The organism is Gottfriedia sp. NPDC057948 (genome assembly GCF_042887255.1).
Classification (GTDB): Bacteria; Bacillota; Bacilli; order Bacillales; family Bacillaceae_G; genus Gottfriedia.
In genome coordinates this window covers 1-16,522 of sequence record NZ_JBHVPN010000034.1, presented here as the reverse complement: position 1 = coordinate 16,522, position 16,522 = coordinate 1, and the positions used below count along the sequence as shown (strand labels likewise).

Below are 16,522 nucleotides of genomic sequence, written 5' to 3'. Positions count from 1 at the left end.
CACACCCGTTCCCATACCGAACACGGCAGTTAAGCTCTTCAGCGTCGATGGTAGTTGGGGGTTTCCCCCTGTGAGAGTAGAACGTCGCTTGGTTTATGATTATTCCGCAGTAGCTCAGTGGTAGAGCACTCGGCTGTTAACCGAGTGGTCGTAGGTTCGAACCCTACCTGCGGAGCCATTTTGGAGAGCTGTCCGAGTGGCCGAAGGAGCACGATTGGAAATCGTGTAGGCGGGTAACCCTGTCTCAAGGGTTCAAATCCCTTGCTCTCCGCCACATGTTTTCAGGACTATTATAATACTGGCCCGTTGGTCAAGCGGTTAAGACACCGCCCTTTCACGGCGGTAACACGGGTTCGAGTCCCGTACGGGTCACCATTTTATTACGGAGGATTAGCTCAGCTGGGAGAGCACCTGCCTTACAAGCAGGGGGTCGGCGGTTCGAGCCCGTCATCCTCCACCATCTAATTAAATTTAATAAATATCTCTTATTATCGCGGGGTGGAGCACGAACGAATACCAATCGAGCTGCTACTTGCAATAACATTATGAGATTGGGATGGTATTAACAAAATACAGTTTATGGATCTATAATAATAGAATCCACATTATCGCGGGGTGGAGCAGTCTGGTAGCTCGTCGGGCTCATAACCCGAAGGTCGCAGGTTCAAATCCTGTCCCCGCAACCAATTGGTCCCGTGGTGTAGCGGTTAACATGCCTGCCTGTCACGCAGGAGATCGCCGGTTCGATCCCGGTCGGGACCGCCATTTAAGATGGCTCGGTAGCTCAGTCGGTAGAGCAGAGGACTGAAAATCCTCGTGTCGGCGGTTCGATTCCGTCCCGAGCCACCATCTTAAAAAAATATAATATGTAATTAATATTAAGCCGACTTAGCTCAATTGGTAGAGCAACTGACTTGTAATCAGTAGGTTGGGGGTTCAAGTCCTCTAGTCGGCACTCTTTAACCGGAGGGGTAGCGAAGTGGCTAAACGCGGCGGACTGTAAATCCGCTCCCTGTGGGTTCGGCGGTTCGAATCCGTCCCCCTCCACCATTTATAGGGGCATAGTTTAACGGTAGAATAGAGGTCTCCAAAACCTTTGGTGTGGGTTCGATTCCTACTGCCCCTGCCAAATAATACAATAATGGCGGTCGTGGCGAAGTGGTTAACGCATCGGATTGTGGTTCCGACACTCGTGGGTTCGATTCCCATCGGTCGCCCCATTTAAATTATTGTAACGATTATTCAAGTGAGTAATATAATTTATAGTAAATTGAATATAGTATATAAAGTTCTAAATTAATGGGCTATAGCCAAGCGGTAAGGCAACGGATTTTGATTCCGTCATGCCCTGGTTCGAATCCAGGTAGCCCAGCCATTTATGCGGAAGTAGTTCAGTGGTAGAATACAACCTTGCCAAGGTTGGGGTCGCGGGTTCGAGCCCCGTCTTCCGCTCCAAATATGGCGGTATAGCCAAGTGGTAAGGCAGAGGTCTGCAAAACCTTTATCATCGGTTCAAATCCGGTTACCGCCTTTTAATTTAATTATGCCGGGGTGGTGGAATGGCAGACACACAGGACTTAAAATCCTGCGGGGGTTGACCCCGTGCCGGTTCGAGTCCGGCCCTCGGTATCATTAAACCTCTTACTTTTGTAAGAGGTTTTTAATTACAGATTTGAATAGACAATTTGTCTTTCATATATTATAATTATTTTATAACTTTTTGGCGGTGTGGTGGAATGGCAGACACGCCTGACTCAAAATCAGGTATCTTCACGGATGTGCAAGTTCGAGTCTTGTCACCGCTATATTGAATGAAGGGAAGAGGATTTTGCAGAGATGCAGAATCCTCTTTTTGTTTAGAAAGTAAATGTTAGGAAAAAAGGTTAGAGTCTTCTTCTGGTATAGGATAATCTATTCATTTTGGGATCAGCATAAAGAAAGGCAGCGACCATAGTTATAGTCGCTGCCTTTCTTTATGTGACTACTATTCATTTAGCAGTGCATATCATTACATCTTTACATACTTACGTTTTTGCTTAGCAGTAAGCCAATCAAACTGTTTTGGTTTTCTTTTATTTGCTAAAGTAACTACTAAGCCTGTAGTTGCTATTAGTAGGCTTGCAGCAGCTACTTTAATAGTAAATTGTTTTGTATCTTTTAATTTCTCATTATTGTATCGATCAAGTTCTTTAAGTGTATCCTGTGTAAAATCAATTCTGTCGTTTGTTTCTTCAATCAAACTACAGACACCTTCGAAACTTTCAACCAAAGGATTTTTTTCTTCATTTACCAAAGGATCTGTCATAGTTATTCTCCTCCTATATTTAACCTATAAAGAAGAATTCTATGGGAAAATTCATTATACCTTCATTCAAATTTCTACAAATCTTTCATTATCCTCTATCCCTCTATAATTAGTTAATTAATTAAAGTTCTGATGAATATTGATCTTTTTCTTACTCACGTCATCCGCTATTTTTTAAGTGCTATAATCATGCTAGAACTCTTTCGACAAAAATTGATTTTATTCTTGAATTTATGACATATTTATGATAAATTTAATTACAAGTTCATCAAAAACCTACTAAATACATATTACATTTGTATTAGTAGTTTAGCACTTATAACTTGATAACAACGCAGTGTATTGATTCATTCGAAGAACGATACATTGCGTTTTTTTATATTAAAAAAGTCTATTATTAAAGTCTTTTGTGACATAGTTAGATAAAGAAATAATTTTCTGACTAGAATAGAAAATATAATTTGTAAATTAACAGGCAGTTAGGTGATTCTTGTGAATATAAAAGAATTTCAAAAAGAATTGATTTCATATAGTAAAGAAATTGGAATAGATAAGATTGGATTTACGACTGTAGATCCATTTTTAACATTAAAAAATCGTCTATATAGGCAGCAGGAATTAAATTATCAATCGGGCTTTGAGACAAAGGATATTGAACGAAGAGTAGATGCTAGAAAAATTATGACAGAAGCTAATTCAATTATTGCAATTGCGCTAGCTTATCCATCTAAATTGAAAAATCCTCCTAAAAGTAAAAAAGGATCTACAAGGGGGATCTTTTGTAGGGCTTCATGGGGGGAAGATTACCATGTAGTTGTAAAAAAGAAATTACTTCAGCTTGAGTCATTTATTTTATTACATTATCCAAATGCAAAGGTTCAGTCGATGGTCGATACCGGTGAGCTTGTAGATCGAGCTGTAGCTGAGCGAGCAGGTATAGGTTGGAGTGCTAAAAATTGTTCAATTATTACGCAAGAATTCGGTTCTTATGTGTATTTAGGGGAAATGATTACCTCATTACCTTTTGAACCAGATTCGCCTATTGAGGAACAGTGTGGAGAGTGTACAAAATGCCTTGATGTTTGTCCGACAAGTGCGATTGTTTCTCCAGGGCAATTAAATGCTAAAAATTGTATTGCTTTTTTAACACAATCAAAAGAGATGATTCCTGTTGAGTTTCGAAAAGAGCTGGGAAATCGTATATATGGATGCGATACATGTCAGACAGTTTGTCCTAAAAATAAAGGAATTAATTTTACTCATCATATTGAGATGGAACCTGATCCAGAAACTGTAAAACCTTTATTACGCTCTGTATTAAAGGTAAGTAACAGAGAGTTTAAAAGTCAGTTTGGCCAAATGTCTGGATCATGGAGAGGAAAGAATCCTATTCAGCGTAATGCCATCATTGCTTTAGCACATTTTAAAGATGAATCGGCATTAGATGATTTAAAGGAATTAGCGAAAAAAGATGCAAGACCAGTAATTAGAGGTACAGCTATTTGGGCTATTTTTGAGATTGAGGGAAAGAACAGTACACCATTTATTGAAAGTTGTTTGCAAAAAGAGCAAGACGAGATTGTATTAAATGAAATTAATGCTGTTCTATCAAAGTAAGCAATATTGAGTGGTATAATCTCTTATTTTTCAACATCGTATAGAATAAGAATATATGTTGAAAAGGGGGATTATCTTGTTTAATCGTGAACTTTTAGAGTGTTATTTAAAAGAACGATTACAACTTTATTTTGGTGAAGGACATCGAAGTCATCCTATTCAAGAAAAAGAATATCAAGCAATCAGGCGTAAAGTTGAATTATATAATAAGCGTAATATTTCATTAGTGAAAGTATATGGAGATCTTGATGTAAACAATATTTGGACTGATCAGGACGTAACTTATATAAATTATACATTCCATACGCGATATTTTTTAAAGCAAACTGATTTATATTTTGAAGAGGATCAACATGAGAGACAGATCGCGATTGAAAATAATGAAATCTTATATGACATACCATTCCCGATTGATAATCAAGTTGAACATTTTGAACTTGAAGAAGACGATTTAGGTGAAAATGAATCATTGGATCGAAATAACAGATATAACCGATTTAATGCTGTTAAATATGCTGAAACCTGGTGGGATGGCCATAATAAAGAATATCCATTGTATGCAAATGATTGTACTAATTTTATATCTCAATGTTTAAGGGCTGGAGGTATTCGAATGGTTGGAATGCCAAAACCAGGGACAGGGTGGTGGTATAGAAATCATTCTAATAGTAGTTATAGCTGGAGAGTTGCTCACGCATTAAGAAGATTTTTACCTTCGCCTAAAACTGGAATTAAAGCAGAAGAGGTGCCTTCCCCAAAAGATCTTACATTGGGGGATATTATCGTATATGATTTCGAAGGTGATGGAGTATGGAATCATTGTACGATTGTTGTTGCTAAGGATGAAAATGGTGAACCGTTAGTGAATGCACATACTGTAAATAGCCGTAAAAGATATTGGTCATACTATGATTCTTCTGCTTTTACGGAGAATATTAAGTATAAGTTTTTTCACTTCGTTGATGATTTTTCTAACCCTCAAGTGGAATAATACCTTATTAATTACGAATTTGGTATAATATAAAGCATTGAAACAATATAGAGGTGAAAAAGATGGGAATACACGTTGTATTATATCAACCACAAATTCCAGCAAATACAGGAAATATTGCACGTACTTGTGCAGGAACAGATACAAGTTTGCATTTGATCCGCCCGTTAGGATTTTCCACAGATGATAAAATGTTAAAAAGAGCTGGTCTTGATTATTGGGAGCATGTAGATATACATTATCATGATTCTTTGGACGATTTATTTGATAAATATAAAGACGGGAAATTTTACTTTATAACTAAATTTGGGGAAAAAACATATTCAAACTTTGATTATACAAATTTAGATGAAGAGATTTTCTTTGTATTTGGTAGAGAAACAACAGGGCTTCCGAAAGAGTTAATTGAAAAAAACATGGAAACTTGTTTACGTATACCAATGACAGATCATATTAGATCTCTAAATTTATCAAATACAGCTGCAATTTTAATTTACGAAGCTTTACGTCAGCAAGATTTCCGTGAGCTGTTAAAGGTAAAGGATTATTCTAAATAAAAAAGTCACCATATAAATGGTGATTTTTTTTATTAATTTAAGATTTTATCAAAGAGTAAGCAAATAAAAAAGATGCTTCGATTAGAACGGTCTAAATAAAATTAAGATCCGCGTTTAGAAGCATCCTTTAAAAAATATTATCTGTTTTTCAGTCCAGGTTTGTCATTATAGCCGCCTGTGAAAATTGCTGCTAAGAATGATGCTGTAACTAATAAAATTAATACTAGTCTCATCAGTATGTATCCTCCCAATTGAAAAATTCCCAACACCCTAAACCTTATTATACAGAAAAAACATAGAAATATGAAAGTAAAATTATGAGAATTGAATTTCGATAAAATATATTTTCCTACTCAAAGATATAGCATGAGTACGGACATCCTTGCATATCCTTTAATAATCTCTCTTACAGATGAGAAGAAGGAGGTACTTGTCATGGATATTTTAAAGAAACTTGAGCAGCATCGGGACATGGAACAAAGATTGAAATGGGAAGGCACTTTTGCTGAGTATCTTGAAATGTTAAAAGAGGAACCATTGGTTGCACAAACTGCTCATTCTAGAATTTATAATATGATTAAAGACGCAGGTATTGAAGAATTGAATGGTAAAAAAACCTACAGTTTCTTTAATAACAACCTATATGGATTAGAAGAAGCATTAGAGAGACTCGTGGAAGAATATTTCCATCCTGCTGCCAAGAGATTAGATGTAAAAAAACGTATTTTATTATTAATGGGTCCTGTAAGTGGTGGTAAATCTACACTGGTAACGATGTTAAAAAGAGGCTTAGAAAATTATTCAAGGTCTGATCAAGGAGCAATCTACGCTATTAAAGGTTGCCCAATGCATGAAGATCCATTGCATTTAATTCCTAACCATTTAAGAGATGATTTTTTCAATGAATATGGAGTTCGAATTGAAGGAAATCTTTCACCTTTAAACTTAATGAGACTTGAACAAGAGTTTGGTGGAAGAATAGAAGATGTTATGGTAGAAAGAGTATTCTTATCAGAGGATCGTCGAGTTGGTATTGGTACTTTTAGCCCGTCTGATCCAAAATCTCAAGATATTGCAGATTTAACAGGAAGTATTGATTTTTCAACAATTGCTCAATTTGGATCAGAGTCAGATCCACGTGCCTACCGGTTTGATGGTGAGTTAAATAAAGCAAACCGTGGAATGATGGAATTCCAAGAGATGTTAAAATGTGATGAAAAGTTTTTATGGCACTTATTATCCCTGACACAGGAAGGAAACTTTAAGGCAGGGCGTTTTGCATTGATTTCTGCGGATGAATTAATCATTGCTCATACGAATGAAACAGAGTACAGATCCTTTATTAATAATAAGAAGAATGAAGCACTTCATTCTCGAATAATCGTAATGCCAATTCCGTATAATTTAAGAGTTAGTGAGGAAGAGAGAATTTATCAAAAAATGATTTCTGAAAGTGATGTTTCAAATGTTCATATTGCTCCACATACTTTACGCGTAGCAGCAATGTTTACAATTCTTACTCGTTTAAAAGAACCAAAACGAGGAGATATTGATTTAGTTAAGAAGATGCGTCTATATGATGGTGAAATGGTAGAGGGCTATAACACTGTTGATTTAGAGGAGCTGAAGAAAGAATATTTAGATGAAGGTATGCATGGTATCGACCCACGATATGTCATTAACCGTATTTCATCTACAATTATTCGAAAAGAGATTCCTTCAATTAATGCTTTGGATGTATTACGCTCATTAAAAGATGGTTTAGATCAACATCCATCTATTTCTAATGAAGATCGTGAGCGTTATATGAATTTTATCTCAATCGCAAGAAAAGAATATGATGATATTGCAAAACAAGAAGTTCAAAAAGCTTTTGTTTATTCATATGAAGAGTCTGCAAAAACACTTATGGATAATTATCTTGATAATGTAGAAGCATATTGCAATAAGAATAAGCTTCGTGATCCTTTAACAGGTGAAGAGATGAATCCAGATGAGAAGTTGATGCGTTCGATTGAAGAACAAATTGGTATATCTGAGAATGCAAAGAAAGCATTCCGTGAAGAAATACTAATTAGAATCTCTGCATATGCAAGGAAAGGCAAACGATTTGATTACAATTCACATGAAAGATTAAAAGAAGCAATCCAAAAGAAACTTTTTTCGGATTTGAAGGATGTTGTGAAGATTACGACGTCCACAAAAACTCCTGACGAGCGTCAATTAAAGAAAATCAATGACGTTGTCAGCAGATTAGTTGATGAGTATGGTTATAACTCAACATCAGCAAATGAATTATTACGTTACGTAGGCTCATTACTTAACCGATAAATTGTTTAAGCGGCTACCTATTAGATAGCCGTTTTCTTTTGCATTTAATAACGTTTATCCTATAATAATGATAATGATTAAAAAGAAAGGTGAGATGTGTAGATGAAAAGAATTCAACTAGCTGAAAATCTTGAGTTTTCACAAATTATTCACGGTTTATGGCGTTTATCTGAATGGGAGATGACATCAGAACAATTAGTCACTTTTATAGAAGAATGTATTGATTTAGGAATTACAACATTTGATCATGCCGATATTTACGGTGGCTATACTTGTGAAGAGATTTTTGGAAAGGCTTTAGCGCTTAAACCAGAGCTTCGTGAAAAAATCCAAATCGTTACAAAATGTGGAATAAAATTAAAGTCATCAAAGTTTCCTGAACTTAAAATGAATCATTATGATACTAGTAAAGAGCATATCCTTATGAGTGTTAATAATTCTCTCGAAAAACTACAAACAGATTATATCGATTTACTTTTAATACATAGACCAAATCCTTTTATGAATCCAAAGGAAATCGCAGAGGCGTTTAATCAACTTCATTCGGAAGGAAAAGTACGCCACTTTGGGGTATCAAACTTTTTACCATCTCAATTTAATGCATTACAAGCATATCTAAACATGCCTTTAGTAACAAATCAAATTGAAGTTTCTCCAATGCAATTAGAGCATTTCGAAAAAGGAACAATTGATTTATTACTTGAAAAAGATATTGCTCCAATGATCTGGTCCCCATTAGCAGGCGGACAAATTTTTACTAGTCAGTCTGAATCAGCGGTACGAGTTCGAGCAATGCTTGAAGAGATTTCTAGTGAAATTGGCGCAAATTCAATCGACGAAGTAATGTACGCATGGTTATTAGCTCATCCTGCTAAAATGATGCCAATCGTAGGGTCTGGTAAAATTGAACGTGTTAAAACAGCAGTTGAGTCTACAAAGTTAAGTATGTCAGCGGAACAATGGTTACGAATTTACGTAGCTGGAATAGGACATAATTTACCTTAAATAAAAATAAGTGGAGAACTTTTTACTAGTTTTCCACTATTTTTTTGTTCTTTTTTCAGTATTTTTTCATATAGTTAAAGTCAATAGTTTATTGGAATTTATATATAAATATATTTATTTTTAAGGACTCGTCCTATTTTCTGAAAAAATGGGTGTAAAATTTAGAAGAAACATTGTCAATTATTGTGTCCTTCTGCATATGATAGAGTAATCCATAAAAAAGGGTAGAAAATCACCTACCGAAATAGTTTATGCAATTGTGTATTACTGTGTGACGATTTTTTTATTTTTACAAATAAATCAAAACAAGTAAGGGAGGGAAAGAAAATGAGTAATGAAAATAATGAACATGAACAAAAGCATAATTTTACCATTTCACAGGAAGACTGGACCCTCCATCGTAAAGGACACGACGACCAACAGCGCCACCAAGAGAAGGTACAAGAGGCGATTAAAAAGAATTTAGCAGATTTGATCACAGAAGAAAGCATCATCATGTCAAACGGGCGCGATGTAGTAAAAATTCCAATTCGATCACTAGATGAGTATAAGATTAGATACAACTACGATAAAAATAAACACGTTGGTCAGGGTACTGGAGACAGTAAAGTTGGCGATGTAGTGGCAAGAGATGGTTCACAAGGTGGCCAGCCGCAAAAAGGTGCTGGTAAAGGGCAAGGAGCAGGTAAAGAATCAGGCGAAGATTACTATGAGGCAGAGGTTTCACTAATGGAATTAGAGGAAGCTCTTTTTAGTCAGTTAGAATTACCTGATCTAAAACGCAAAGAACAAGACTTAAATACAGTAGAAAACATTGAATTTAATGACATTAGAAAAACTGGTTTAATGGGTAATATTGATAAAAAACGTACGATGATGTCAGCGTTTAAACGCAATGCTATGAGTGGTACGCCATCATTCTATCCGATCTCTCCAGAAGACTTAAAGTTCCGTACATGGAATGAAATTAGAAAACCAGAATCTAAAGCCGTCGTACTCGCAATGATGGATACGAGCGGAAGTATGGGCTTATGGGAAAAGTATATGGCACGGAGCTTCTTCTTTTGGATGACTAGATTTTTAAGAACAAAATATGAATCAGTTGATATCGAGTTTATCGCACACCATACAGAAGCAAAAGTAGTTACAGAAGAAGAGTTCTTCACAAAAGGAGAAAGCGGAGGAACGATCTGTTCATCTGCTTATCGAAAAGCTTTAGAAGTGATTGAATACAAATATTCTCCTGAAAGATATAATATCTATCCATTCCACTTCTCTGATGGAGATAATTTAACATCTGATAATGCTCGCTGCGTAAAACTAGTTCAAGAATTAATGAAAGTGAGTAATATGTTCGGATACGGAGAAGTAAACCAATACAATCGACACAGTACGCTAATGTCCGCATATAAAAATATAAATGACGAGAAATTTCGCTATTATATTCTAAAGCAAAAGTCAGATGTGTTCCATTCTATGAAGAGCTTTTTCAAGCAGGAGTATGAAAAGGCAGCAAAATAGAGAACGGTTATGGAGAATTAAATGGCGTACGAAATTAGTAGAAAGTGAAACCAGAAAAGCCCGGTAGAGGGTTTTTCTGGTTTTTTGTCGTAAATATTTAGAGTTAAAATCAATAGTGAAGACAGAGTTCTTATTCAACAAGTTTAGTTGAATTAGAAAAGGTTATGAGATGTAAAAAATAGAATGTTTAAGTAGAGAAAAAATAAATAGGAGAAAATCTCTGTGAGATACAAAAAGATAATTCTTCTGTTATTTGTTTTGATTTTTGGATGGCTTGTATTTAGCGATGTTCAAATTGAAGAAAAATATTTTCTTTGGATAGCTATCATTGCCTTTGCCTTTTTGGTTTCTATCGTACTGTGGGAGCTATTTGCTTTTATTTGGATACTCATCCTTCAAAAAAAATCTTATGATCGCTTTTTTTTCTGGATTAAGCCAAAGCGAAAGTCTAAAAGAAAACTCAAGAAAAAAAGAAAAAAGGTCAAAAGGAAATAAATTCATTGTTCACTTTTTAATAGTCAATATCTAATGTAACTAAAGCATTGCATTAGTTGAACAATATGATCGGCTCTTTAGCCGATTTTTTTGTGGAACTAAATGGCAGTTTATTTCAATAACGGGATGCAATTCAAAACTATTTAACGATGGCCAAGTCAACTTTAATCAATTTGAAAATTAAAGGGTAGAAAAAACAGATACAGTATCTGCTTTCTACCCTTTTTCTGTTTATTTTCACTTTCATATTGAAATGGTACGGAAACCACATTATCATACAACTCAAGTTTGTTCAATTGTTCTTAGACGAACTAATTTTAAATAGAATTGTATTGTTAGATAAACTTTTGTAGAAAGAGTTGATGTCTTTGAATTCCAAATTACTACCTTCATTGCATGAAATGTTATCGATTATTAAATATGGATTACATAAAAAATATAGTAATTCTTGGGGCGGGAATATCAGGTTTGGTTACTGCTTCACTTTTAAAAGATGCAGGGCATTAAATTACAATTTTAGAAGCAAATAATAGAATTGGTGGACGAATTTATACGAAAAGGGCACCTTTTTTAAATAATGAATATTTAGACCTCGGTGCGATGCGGATACCTTCCATTCATCTTTTAACATTTACATACATTGAAAAATTTAAGTTACCTTTAAACGAATTCATAAATAGTACACCAAATGATTTAATTTTTACTAATAATCTACTAACAATTGTGACTACGTTATTACAACTATTCCTTATTCATTATTAAACTTTGTTAACATATTCCCCTTTAAATCCATATCTCGTTATAAATGGAAAGTCATCAGGGAGATACACTATACTGGTTCAACTAAAATTGGATTGCAATTTAAAACAAGTTTTTGGGAAAAATTAGGTTTGTTTGGTGGTAAAATAGCTACTGATTTACCTATCAAATTTTCATATTTTCCTAGCCATAATTTAGGCTCAAATGAAACAGATGTTGTATTAGGAAGTTATACTTTGGGAGATGATTCTGATATTTAAGAAAGTATGACTGAAGAAGATCGAATAAGTATGGCATTAAATAATCTTTCATTAATATTTGGGAATCAAGTTTATTCTGAGTTTATTGTAGGATATACACATAGTTGGATGGAATATCCTTTTTCTGGAGGAGCATTTATTATGTATAAACCTGACCAACAAAAAGAATTTGGCCAATATATTAGTAGTCCAGAAGGAAGAATACATTTCGCAGGCTCTCACACTTCATCTACACCAGGATGGATACAAGGCGCTATTGAAGCAGGAATTCGTACTGCTGTTGAAATTAATAAAATCCAATAAAAGTTATGCAACGAACTCATGCTTTAGTTGAAGAACAAAAGGGAGGATCATAAATCAATCATCCTCTTTTTCACTATATAGTAGGATGGTCGGCAAAGAAGATTTGTTTAATATATACAATACAATTTATAAAATTTCATACTGAAAATATTCACTGTTAAGCGCTAACGCATTATTAGTGTGTTTTTCCAGAAGTAAACAACTAATTTATATCGTATTCCCATAAACCTAATTTTCCTTTAGCTGGTATAAAATCGATTAACATTTCTTTATTGGAAACTTCCCAAATATAATTCCCTACTCTAAAATCTCCTAAGAAGTAGTCATTTCCTGAAACAATACGTCCATCTTCCAATACTGCACTTTCATGATTATCTTCTATTACTTTTAAACAATTAATAAGATTACAGACACCAATAATCACGCCGGTTGGTAGTTTGCTCCTATTCAACTCGTGCTTACTAAGCAAATGCTGAATTGCATTGTTATTACAAACATTACTATCTATTTTTTTACTTGTGTGAATCGCCAATGGACCACGATATTTAGTTTTCCATGTTCTTGTTTCGTATTGTGCTTCATTAAAAAGGAAAAGGCTGGCCCAAGGTTGAATCATTGAAAGTACCTTCATATATGTAATTACACTTCCTTATATATAATATATATCATATGGAAAAAGCCGTATTCCGAAGAGTACGGCTTTTCTTCTTGTTTTTAATTATGGTTTTAAAATGACCTTGGTACGTGACTGCTTTCATGTGTTACCTCCTGAATTTATGATACTTCCATAAAATATCCAAATGAAATAAACGTTATTCAAAAAGGAAAATACCTTTTTGTAGAATCAAGTCGCCTCAGTCAACTTAAAAAAGTTCTGATGAATCAATTACTAGAAAAAGACATTTAGGCTTACGCATAATACAGTACGAAGAGAGTAAACAAGAGTTCACATTAAACATAACCCAAGTGTTAGTTTTCCAAAAAATACAATAAACTAAAAAAAGCAATAGTTTGTAGATTGAATCTCCTATATAACTAACTGGCGCGTTAGTTGATTAGTATTATAAGTAATTTTAGGGGTGCAAAGATAATGGTGATAATGGCTAATAATCAATATCAGCAAGTAATGAATGATACAAAGCGGGGAGAAATTAGATTATCGATGTATGACTACCCTAATAATAATCAATGGAGAACAAAAGACATTGAAACACGCTTTATTAGCACTTGGGATGGGGAATGGTTTTATCATTTTAGGATAGGTGGATATAAGTGTATTGAATGGTTGGAGATTAAGGTAGAAACCCAGGAAATAAGAAAGGATGTTTTAAATATTCTAAAAAATATTCACGTTCCTGGAGAGGTATTTGATAATGTGATTAGGGTGTATGGGTATGTTGAACTCTGTAAATCTGTTAACTACATTTAAAAGTTCTAATGTAACTAACGCAATGCGTTAGTTGAATAAGAAGTATATAGTCATCGAAAATTAATTCCTTTTATATTTTATAATCTCTTTTACTAATTTTGCCTCTTGATTATCCAAGCTTATATAATTGAATTTATTCAATATATTCTTCTTGATTATGGCACCATTATTCGTAAACCAAATTAAAAAGCTATACGATTTTTCATTCGCAGGAACTTTTAACGATAATTGAATATCGTAATCTTGTAAATCACCTTTTGGTTTATTAATTGTTTTACCATTCAATAAAATCTCTTCTAATTTATCTATCTTGGACTGACTTTCCACATTCACTCGTTTAAAATCTGTACTACTTTTACTGTTATAACCTACCCAAACTTCACTAGATGACTTAGTTTTATGCATTTTAACATATTGAAATCCACCTAAAAATAAAGTGAGAATTGATATAATACTAATTACTAGATATCTTCTTTTCAAAACTAATTACCTCCGATTCAAATAAAATTTGAGTATGCACACCAAATTTTACCATAATAGTTAGAGTGAGTTTTAAAAATATTCCTAAACTGCCATAAAAAAAAGCTATAGAAGCAGCCTTAAGGTTGTTCAACTAATGCATGAGTTAGTTTAAGTACAAGTTTTCTGCTGAAACAAACTAATTTTGCTCAAAATAATTAAAATCAGGACATCTATATACGATGTCCCTTTGGTATCAAATTACTAATTTTTTTGTATCTTTATGATTGGATTTGAAGGCGAAAAACCATCTTTATCTCCGAGCAGCAACTGTCCATATTTAGTTGGTATTTTAACATACTGAACTACTTTATTCTTATCAAGAAATACAAGCAAATATATATCATCTCGATTAACCATATTAGTTGGGTCTTTAAATTTAACACCGAGTTGCTTATTTATGGTTTCTTGGTCAGTGTAAGGGGTTATTAAGTATGCTTTATCCCAATCGAAGTCCGTTAGAGAATTAATATCTATTTCCGTCACGCTTTTTTTCTCCAAAGCAGAACTTATAGATTTCTCTAAACCTTTATTGTGCATACCACCTACTTGCGAACAACTTGTTAGAAGAATTAGTGAGAAAAAAATCAGATATACAAATTTCTTCAATATACCACCCCGAATGATTTATTTAGAATTAAACATTTAAGTTTTTTTTGTCTTCATATTCAATAAAATACCTATAAATACTACGAGTACACCGAATAATGCAATCGGAATGCATAAATACTTGTTATTTGTAACAAGGTTAATAAATAATGAACATAAAGCTAAGAAACATCCTAGCCATTGTACTTTTCTTCCTGTATTCAAGAAATCCCCTCCTATTAATTCCTTACAAATATATCATCTATGAGTTAGATGAATTGGTCAATTGTGTTATTTTTGAACTCTTCTTATACAACTAAACTAGTTGAACAAAAAAGAGCTGCCGAAGCAACTCACGTTGTACAACTAACGCACTACGTTAGTTGAACATCAAGGATATGTTTTTAAATGCTTAAACGTTATCAGTTCGCCATTTGAATTAATCACAACTTCATCTTCTCCGTAACTGATATGAGCACGATAATACGGATATACTTTTAGAGTTATCTCATATAATCCACCAATCCCATTTAACTGCTTTATTTTAAGTAATTCTGTTTCATACGAAGCCCAAGTAAGATGTTTTGGTGCCTTTTTGTCATCCTTATATATTTTAATGATTGCTTTATCAACTGGTTCTCTTAGGCTATTTATAAGTGACAGTTTTAATGTTTCACTTAATTTTGTCTCAGCTTCATTTATTGTTTCTGCATTTGCTTTTGTATTAGATATCACTAATACCATTACTACCGTAATAAATACTGCGATTTTCTTCATAATTATCACCTCATTTTAGTTTTCTAAGAACTAAAATGATTTATTCGACGATCAATGTCAAACCAGTAAAAAAAGATCTTTATCTACTTCTTCAAGAGTTATTGAACTATCGCACGCGTTAGTTTAATAAGAAACTATTTTAATTAAATATCAAGATGAGTTGATTGTCTAAATGCTTTTTTTGTCTTACTTAAAAATAAAAGTAAAAGTTTATAGATGAGAAAACCCAAGATAGTCCCAAACACATTACAAATAACATCGTCAATGTCTATTTTCCTTCCTAGACCTACTCCTAAAAGACATTCTACAAATTGTAAACTTTCAATACTAAGGGAAACAATAAGTCCAATCATTAAAATGTTTTTAAGCCTTTTGCAATTTCCCCATAATATAGGGACAAGAAATCCCAGAGGCATAAACATTAAAATATTGCCCCCTACATTTCTTACAATCATCTTAATCATAAATACTGCGTCACCACTATATGCTATTCCTACTTCACTAATATCTCTAATTATTGAGGTAAGAGGTATGTAGTTTATAGACCAGTAAGGAAATTGAAGTTTCCCATTTGGAATATTGTATAAAGGGAATATAGTGACTGAAATAACCATTAATGTATATATAACAAGCAAAAGTCCTATAAATTCTTTAAACCAAAAAATAGTCTTTTTGTTTTTCATTTTTAGTATAAGTATAATTGCTCTCAAAATTAAGTAGCATAAAATAACATACACTATATCTCCAATTAATAATCTCAAACCAATCACCTTTTCCTGTGCTAAATATAAAAAATCTCTGTTTGTGATATTCACCACTTTAAATAATGGATAAATATTCCATTTATTATTTTCTCTTTAAAAACTAAAAATCCTTTTTAATTAAAAATCCTTATGCAACTAAACTGCCATTTTGTTGAATAAAAAAAAGACCGACAAATCGCCGATCACGTGTACAACTAAAGCATGCGTGTGCGGCCGAGCCTAGGTCGTATCATATAACGGGTGGGATTCCCGTCGAGTAAGAACTAGCCATTCGCTCGTAACGAGTCTTGGAGGGCTAAAG

15 protein-coding genes, 16 tRNA genes, 1 rRNA gene and 2 pseudogenes are annotated in these 16,522 nt (G+C 33.7%); 27 read left to right on the top strand and 7 right to left on the bottom strand.

Translation table 11 applies throughout. The features are described from left to right. From rrf to ACFVRR_RS23960, 17 genes are all read left to right on the top strand, one after another. Positions 1 to 93: ribosomal RNA gene (gene rrf, locus ACFVRR_RS24040) — 5S ribosomal RNA — on the top strand; the annotation flags it as partial. A gap of 10 nt (positions 94 to 103) precedes the next feature. Further along, positions 104 to 178: transfer RNA gene (locus ACFVRR_RS24035), tRNA-Asn, on the top strand. A gap of 4 nt (positions 179 to 182) precedes the next feature. Continuing rightward, positions 183 to 274, top strand: a tRNA-Ser gene (locus tag ACFVRR_RS24030). 26 nt (positions 275 to 300) lie between these two features. Next, positions 301 to 375: transfer RNA gene (locus ACFVRR_RS24025), tRNA-Glu, on the top strand. A gap of 9 nt (positions 376 to 384) precedes the next feature. Next, positions 385 to 460: transfer RNA gene (locus tag ACFVRR_RS24020), tRNA-Val, on the top strand. 149 nt (positions 461 to 609) lie between these two features. After that, positions 610 to 686: transfer RNA gene (locus tag ACFVRR_RS24015), tRNA-Met, on the top strand. A gap of 3 nt (positions 687 to 689) precedes the next feature. Further along, positions 690 to 765 (top strand) — tRNA-Asp (locus ACFVRR_RS24010). 8 nt (positions 766 to 773) lie between these two features. Then, positions 774 to 849: transfer RNA gene (locus ACFVRR_RS24005), tRNA-Phe, on the top strand. Positions 850 to 882: 33 nt separating this feature from the next. Further along, positions 883 to 955, top strand: a tRNA-Thr gene (locus ACFVRR_RS24000). Positions 956 to 965: 10 nt separating this feature from the next. Further along, positions 966 to 1,050, top strand: a tRNA-Tyr gene (locus tag ACFVRR_RS23995). Positions 1,051 to 1,055: 5 nt separating this feature from the next. Then, positions 1,056 to 1,129: transfer RNA gene (locus ACFVRR_RS23990), tRNA-Trp, on the top strand. Between the two features lie 15 nt (positions 1,130 to 1,144). Continuing rightward, positions 1,145 to 1,220: transfer RNA gene (locus ACFVRR_RS23985), tRNA-His, on the top strand. 80 nt (positions 1,221 to 1,300) lie between these two features. Next, positions 1,301 to 1,375: transfer RNA gene (locus tag ACFVRR_RS23980), tRNA-Gln, on the top strand. Positions 1,376 to 1,380: 5 nt separating this feature from the next. Next, positions 1,381 to 1,455 (top strand) — tRNA-Gly (locus ACFVRR_RS23975). A 5-nt stretch (positions 1,456 to 1,460) separates the two neighbouring features. Then, positions 1,461 to 1,531, top strand: a tRNA-Cys gene (locus ACFVRR_RS23970). Positions 1,532 to 1,545: 14 nt separating this feature from the next. Beyond that, positions 1,546 to 1,629, top strand: a tRNA-Leu gene (locus tag ACFVRR_RS23965). 93 nt (positions 1,630 to 1,722) lie between these two features. Further along, positions 1,723 to 1,805, top strand: a tRNA-Leu gene (locus ACFVRR_RS23960). A 203-nt stretch (positions 1,806 to 2,008) separates the two neighbouring features. Here ACFVRR_RS23960 and ACFVRR_RS23955 read toward each other — a convergent pair. Then, positions 2,009 to 2,305, bottom strand: a complete 297-nt coding sequence (locus ACFVRR_RS23955; protein WP_387333266.1) for a hypothetical protein — start codon at positions 2,303 to 2,305, stop codon at positions 2,009 to 2,011. Positions 2,306 to 2,797: 492 nt separating this feature from the next. On the opposite strand from ACFVRR_RS23955, the gene queG reads away from it, so the two are divergent. The 9 genes and pseudogenes from queG to ACFVRR_RS23910 all read left to right on the top strand — a co-directional run bounded on the left by queG (position 2,798) and on the right by ACFVRR_RS23910 (position 12,144). Next, positions 2,798 to 3,922, top strand: coding sequence for a tRNA epoxyqueuosine(34) reductase QueG (gene queG / locus ACFVRR_RS23950; protein WP_387333264.1), 1,125 nt, complete (start codon positions 2,798 to 2,800; stop codon positions 3,920 to 3,922). A 76-nt stretch (positions 3,923 to 3,998) separates the two neighbouring features. Continuing rightward, the gene (locus ACFVRR_RS23945) at positions 3,999 to 4,913 is read left to right on the top strand and encodes an amidase domain-containing protein (protein ID WP_387333262.1); all 915 of its coding nucleotides are present in this window, start codon (positions 3,999 to 4,001) and stop codon (positions 4,911 to 4,913) included. A gap of 62 nt (positions 4,914 to 4,975) precedes the next feature. Then, positions 4,976 to 5,470, top strand: a complete 495-nt coding sequence (trmL, locus tag ACFVRR_RS23940; RefSeq protein ID WP_056467857.1) for a tRNA (uridine(34)/cytosine(34)/5-carboxymethylaminomethyluridine(34)-2'-O)-methyltransferase TrmL — start codon at positions 4,976 to 4,978, stop codon at positions 5,468 to 5,470. Between the two features lie 435 nt (positions 5,471 to 5,905). After that, the gene (locus ACFVRR_RS23935; RefSeq protein WP_387333260.1) at positions 5,906 to 7,801 is read left to right on the top strand and encodes a PrkA family serine protein kinase; all 1,896 of its coding nucleotides are present in this window, start codon (positions 5,906 to 5,908) and stop codon (positions 7,799 to 7,801) included. 102 nt (positions 7,802 to 7,903) lie between these two features. After that, entirely contained in the window at positions 7,904 to 8,806 is a 903-nt protein-coding gene (locus ACFVRR_RS23930; RefSeq protein WP_387333259.1) for an aldo/keto reductase, read from the top strand. 327 nt (positions 8,807 to 9,133) lie between these two features. Continuing rightward, on the top strand, positions 9,134 to 10,327 hold the full coding sequence (gene yhbH / locus ACFVRR_RS23925; RefSeq protein WP_025671718.1) for a sporulation protein YhbH: 1,194 nt from the start codon (positions 9,134 to 9,136) through the stop codon (positions 10,325 to 10,327). 222 nt (positions 10,328 to 10,549) lie between these two features. Beyond that, positions 10,550 to 10,822: a hypothetical protein gene (locus ACFVRR_RS23920; protein ID WP_387333257.1), complete on the top strand. Its 273-nt coding sequence runs from the start codon at positions 10,550 to 10,552 to the stop codon at positions 10,820 to 10,822. 401 nt (positions 10,823 to 11,223) lie between these two features. Then, a pseudogene (locus ACFVRR_RS23915) lies at positions 11,224 to 11,542 on the top strand (flavin monoamine oxidase family protein); the annotation flags it as partial. A gap of 14 nt (positions 11,543 to 11,556) precedes the next feature. After that, positions 11,557 to 12,144 (top strand): annotated as a pseudogene (locus ACFVRR_RS23910) (flavin monoamine oxidase family protein). A gap of 202 nt (positions 12,145 to 12,346) precedes the next feature. On the opposite strand, the gene ACFVRR_RS23905 reads toward ACFVRR_RS23910, so the two are convergent. Then, positions 12,347 to 12,775: an ASCH domain-containing protein gene (locus ACFVRR_RS23905; protein ID WP_387333255.1), complete on the bottom strand. Its 429-nt coding sequence runs from the start codon at positions 12,773 to 12,775 to the stop codon at positions 12,347 to 12,349. 459 nt (positions 12,776 to 13,234) lie between these two features. On the opposite strand from ACFVRR_RS23905, the gene ACFVRR_RS23900 reads away from it, so the two are divergent. Continuing rightward, positions 13,235 to 13,573: a DUF6678 family protein gene (locus ACFVRR_RS23900; RefSeq protein ID WP_387333253.1), complete on the top strand. Its 339-nt coding sequence runs from the start codon at positions 13,235 to 13,237 to the stop codon at positions 13,571 to 13,573. 60 nt (positions 13,574 to 13,633) lie between these two features. Here the strand turns inward: ACFVRR_RS23900 and ACFVRR_RS23895 are convergent, their stop codons facing one another. From ACFVRR_RS23895 to ACFVRR_RS23875, 5 genes are all read right to left on the bottom strand, one after another. Beyond that, positions 13,634 to 14,053, bottom strand: coding sequence for a hypothetical protein (locus ACFVRR_RS23895; protein ID WP_387333251.1), 420 nt, complete (start codon positions 14,051 to 14,053; stop codon positions 13,634 to 13,636). A 243-nt stretch (positions 14,054 to 14,296) separates the two neighbouring features. Next, the gene (locus ACFVRR_RS23890) at positions 14,297 to 14,701 is read right to left on the bottom strand and encodes a hypothetical protein (protein ID WP_387333249.1); all 405 of its coding nucleotides are present in this window, start codon (positions 14,699 to 14,701) and stop codon (positions 14,297 to 14,299) included. A gap of 36 nt (positions 14,702 to 14,737) precedes the next feature. Next, a complete protein-coding gene (locus ACFVRR_RS23885) occupies positions 14,738 to 14,905 on the bottom strand; it encodes a hypothetical protein (protein ID WP_387333247.1) in 168 nt (55 codons plus the stop codon). Positions 14,906 to 15,070: 165 nt separating this feature from the next. Further along, positions 15,071 to 15,457, bottom strand: a complete 387-nt coding sequence (locus ACFVRR_RS23880) for a DUF3888 domain-containing protein (protein WP_387333245.1) — start codon at positions 15,455 to 15,457, stop codon at positions 15,071 to 15,073. A gap of 143 nt (positions 15,458 to 15,600) precedes the next feature. Continuing rightward, positions 15,601 to 16,218 (bottom strand): VanZ family protein, encoded by a 618-nt coding sequence (locus ACFVRR_RS23875; RefSeq protein ID WP_387333243.1) that lies wholly within the window; start codon positions 16,216 to 16,218, stop codon positions 15,601 to 15,603. Between the last annotated feature and the right edge of the window lie 304 nt (positions 16,219 to 16,522).

What these genes read in the sequence shown, in the direction of transcription:
- ACFVRR_RS23955 (WP_387333266.1), bottom strand. Translation starts at nt 2,305, where the DNA reads ATGACAGATCCTTTGGTAAATGAAGAAAAAAATCCTTTGGTTGAAAGT.
- trmL (WP_056467857.1), top strand. Translation starts at nt 4,976, where the DNA reads ATGGGAATACACGTTGTATTATATCAACCACAAATTCCAGCAAATACA.
- ACFVRR_RS23935 (WP_387333260.1), top strand. Translation starts at nt 5,906, where the DNA reads ATGGATATTTTAAAGAAACTTGAGCAGCATCGGGACATGGAACAAAGA.
- ACFVRR_RS23930 (WP_387333259.1), top strand. Translation starts at nt 7,904, where the DNA reads ATGAAAAGAATTCAACTAGCTGAAAATCTTGAGTTTTCACAAATTATT.
- yhbH (WP_025671718.1), top strand. Translation starts at nt 9,134, where the DNA reads ATGAGTAATGAAAATAATGAACATGAACAAAAGCATAATTTTACCATT.
- ACFVRR_RS23905 (WP_387333255.1), bottom strand. Translation starts at nt 12,775, where the DNA reads ATGAAGGTACTTTCAATGATTCAACCTTGGGCCAGCCTTTTCCTTTTT.
- ACFVRR_RS23900 (WP_387333253.1), top strand. Translation starts at nt 13,235, where the DNA reads ATGGTGATAATGGCTAATAATCAATATCAGCAAGTAATGAATGATACA.
- ACFVRR_RS23880 (WP_387333245.1), bottom strand. Translation starts at nt 15,457, where the DNA reads ATGAAGAAAATCGCAGTATTTATTACGGTAGTAATGGTATTAGTGATA.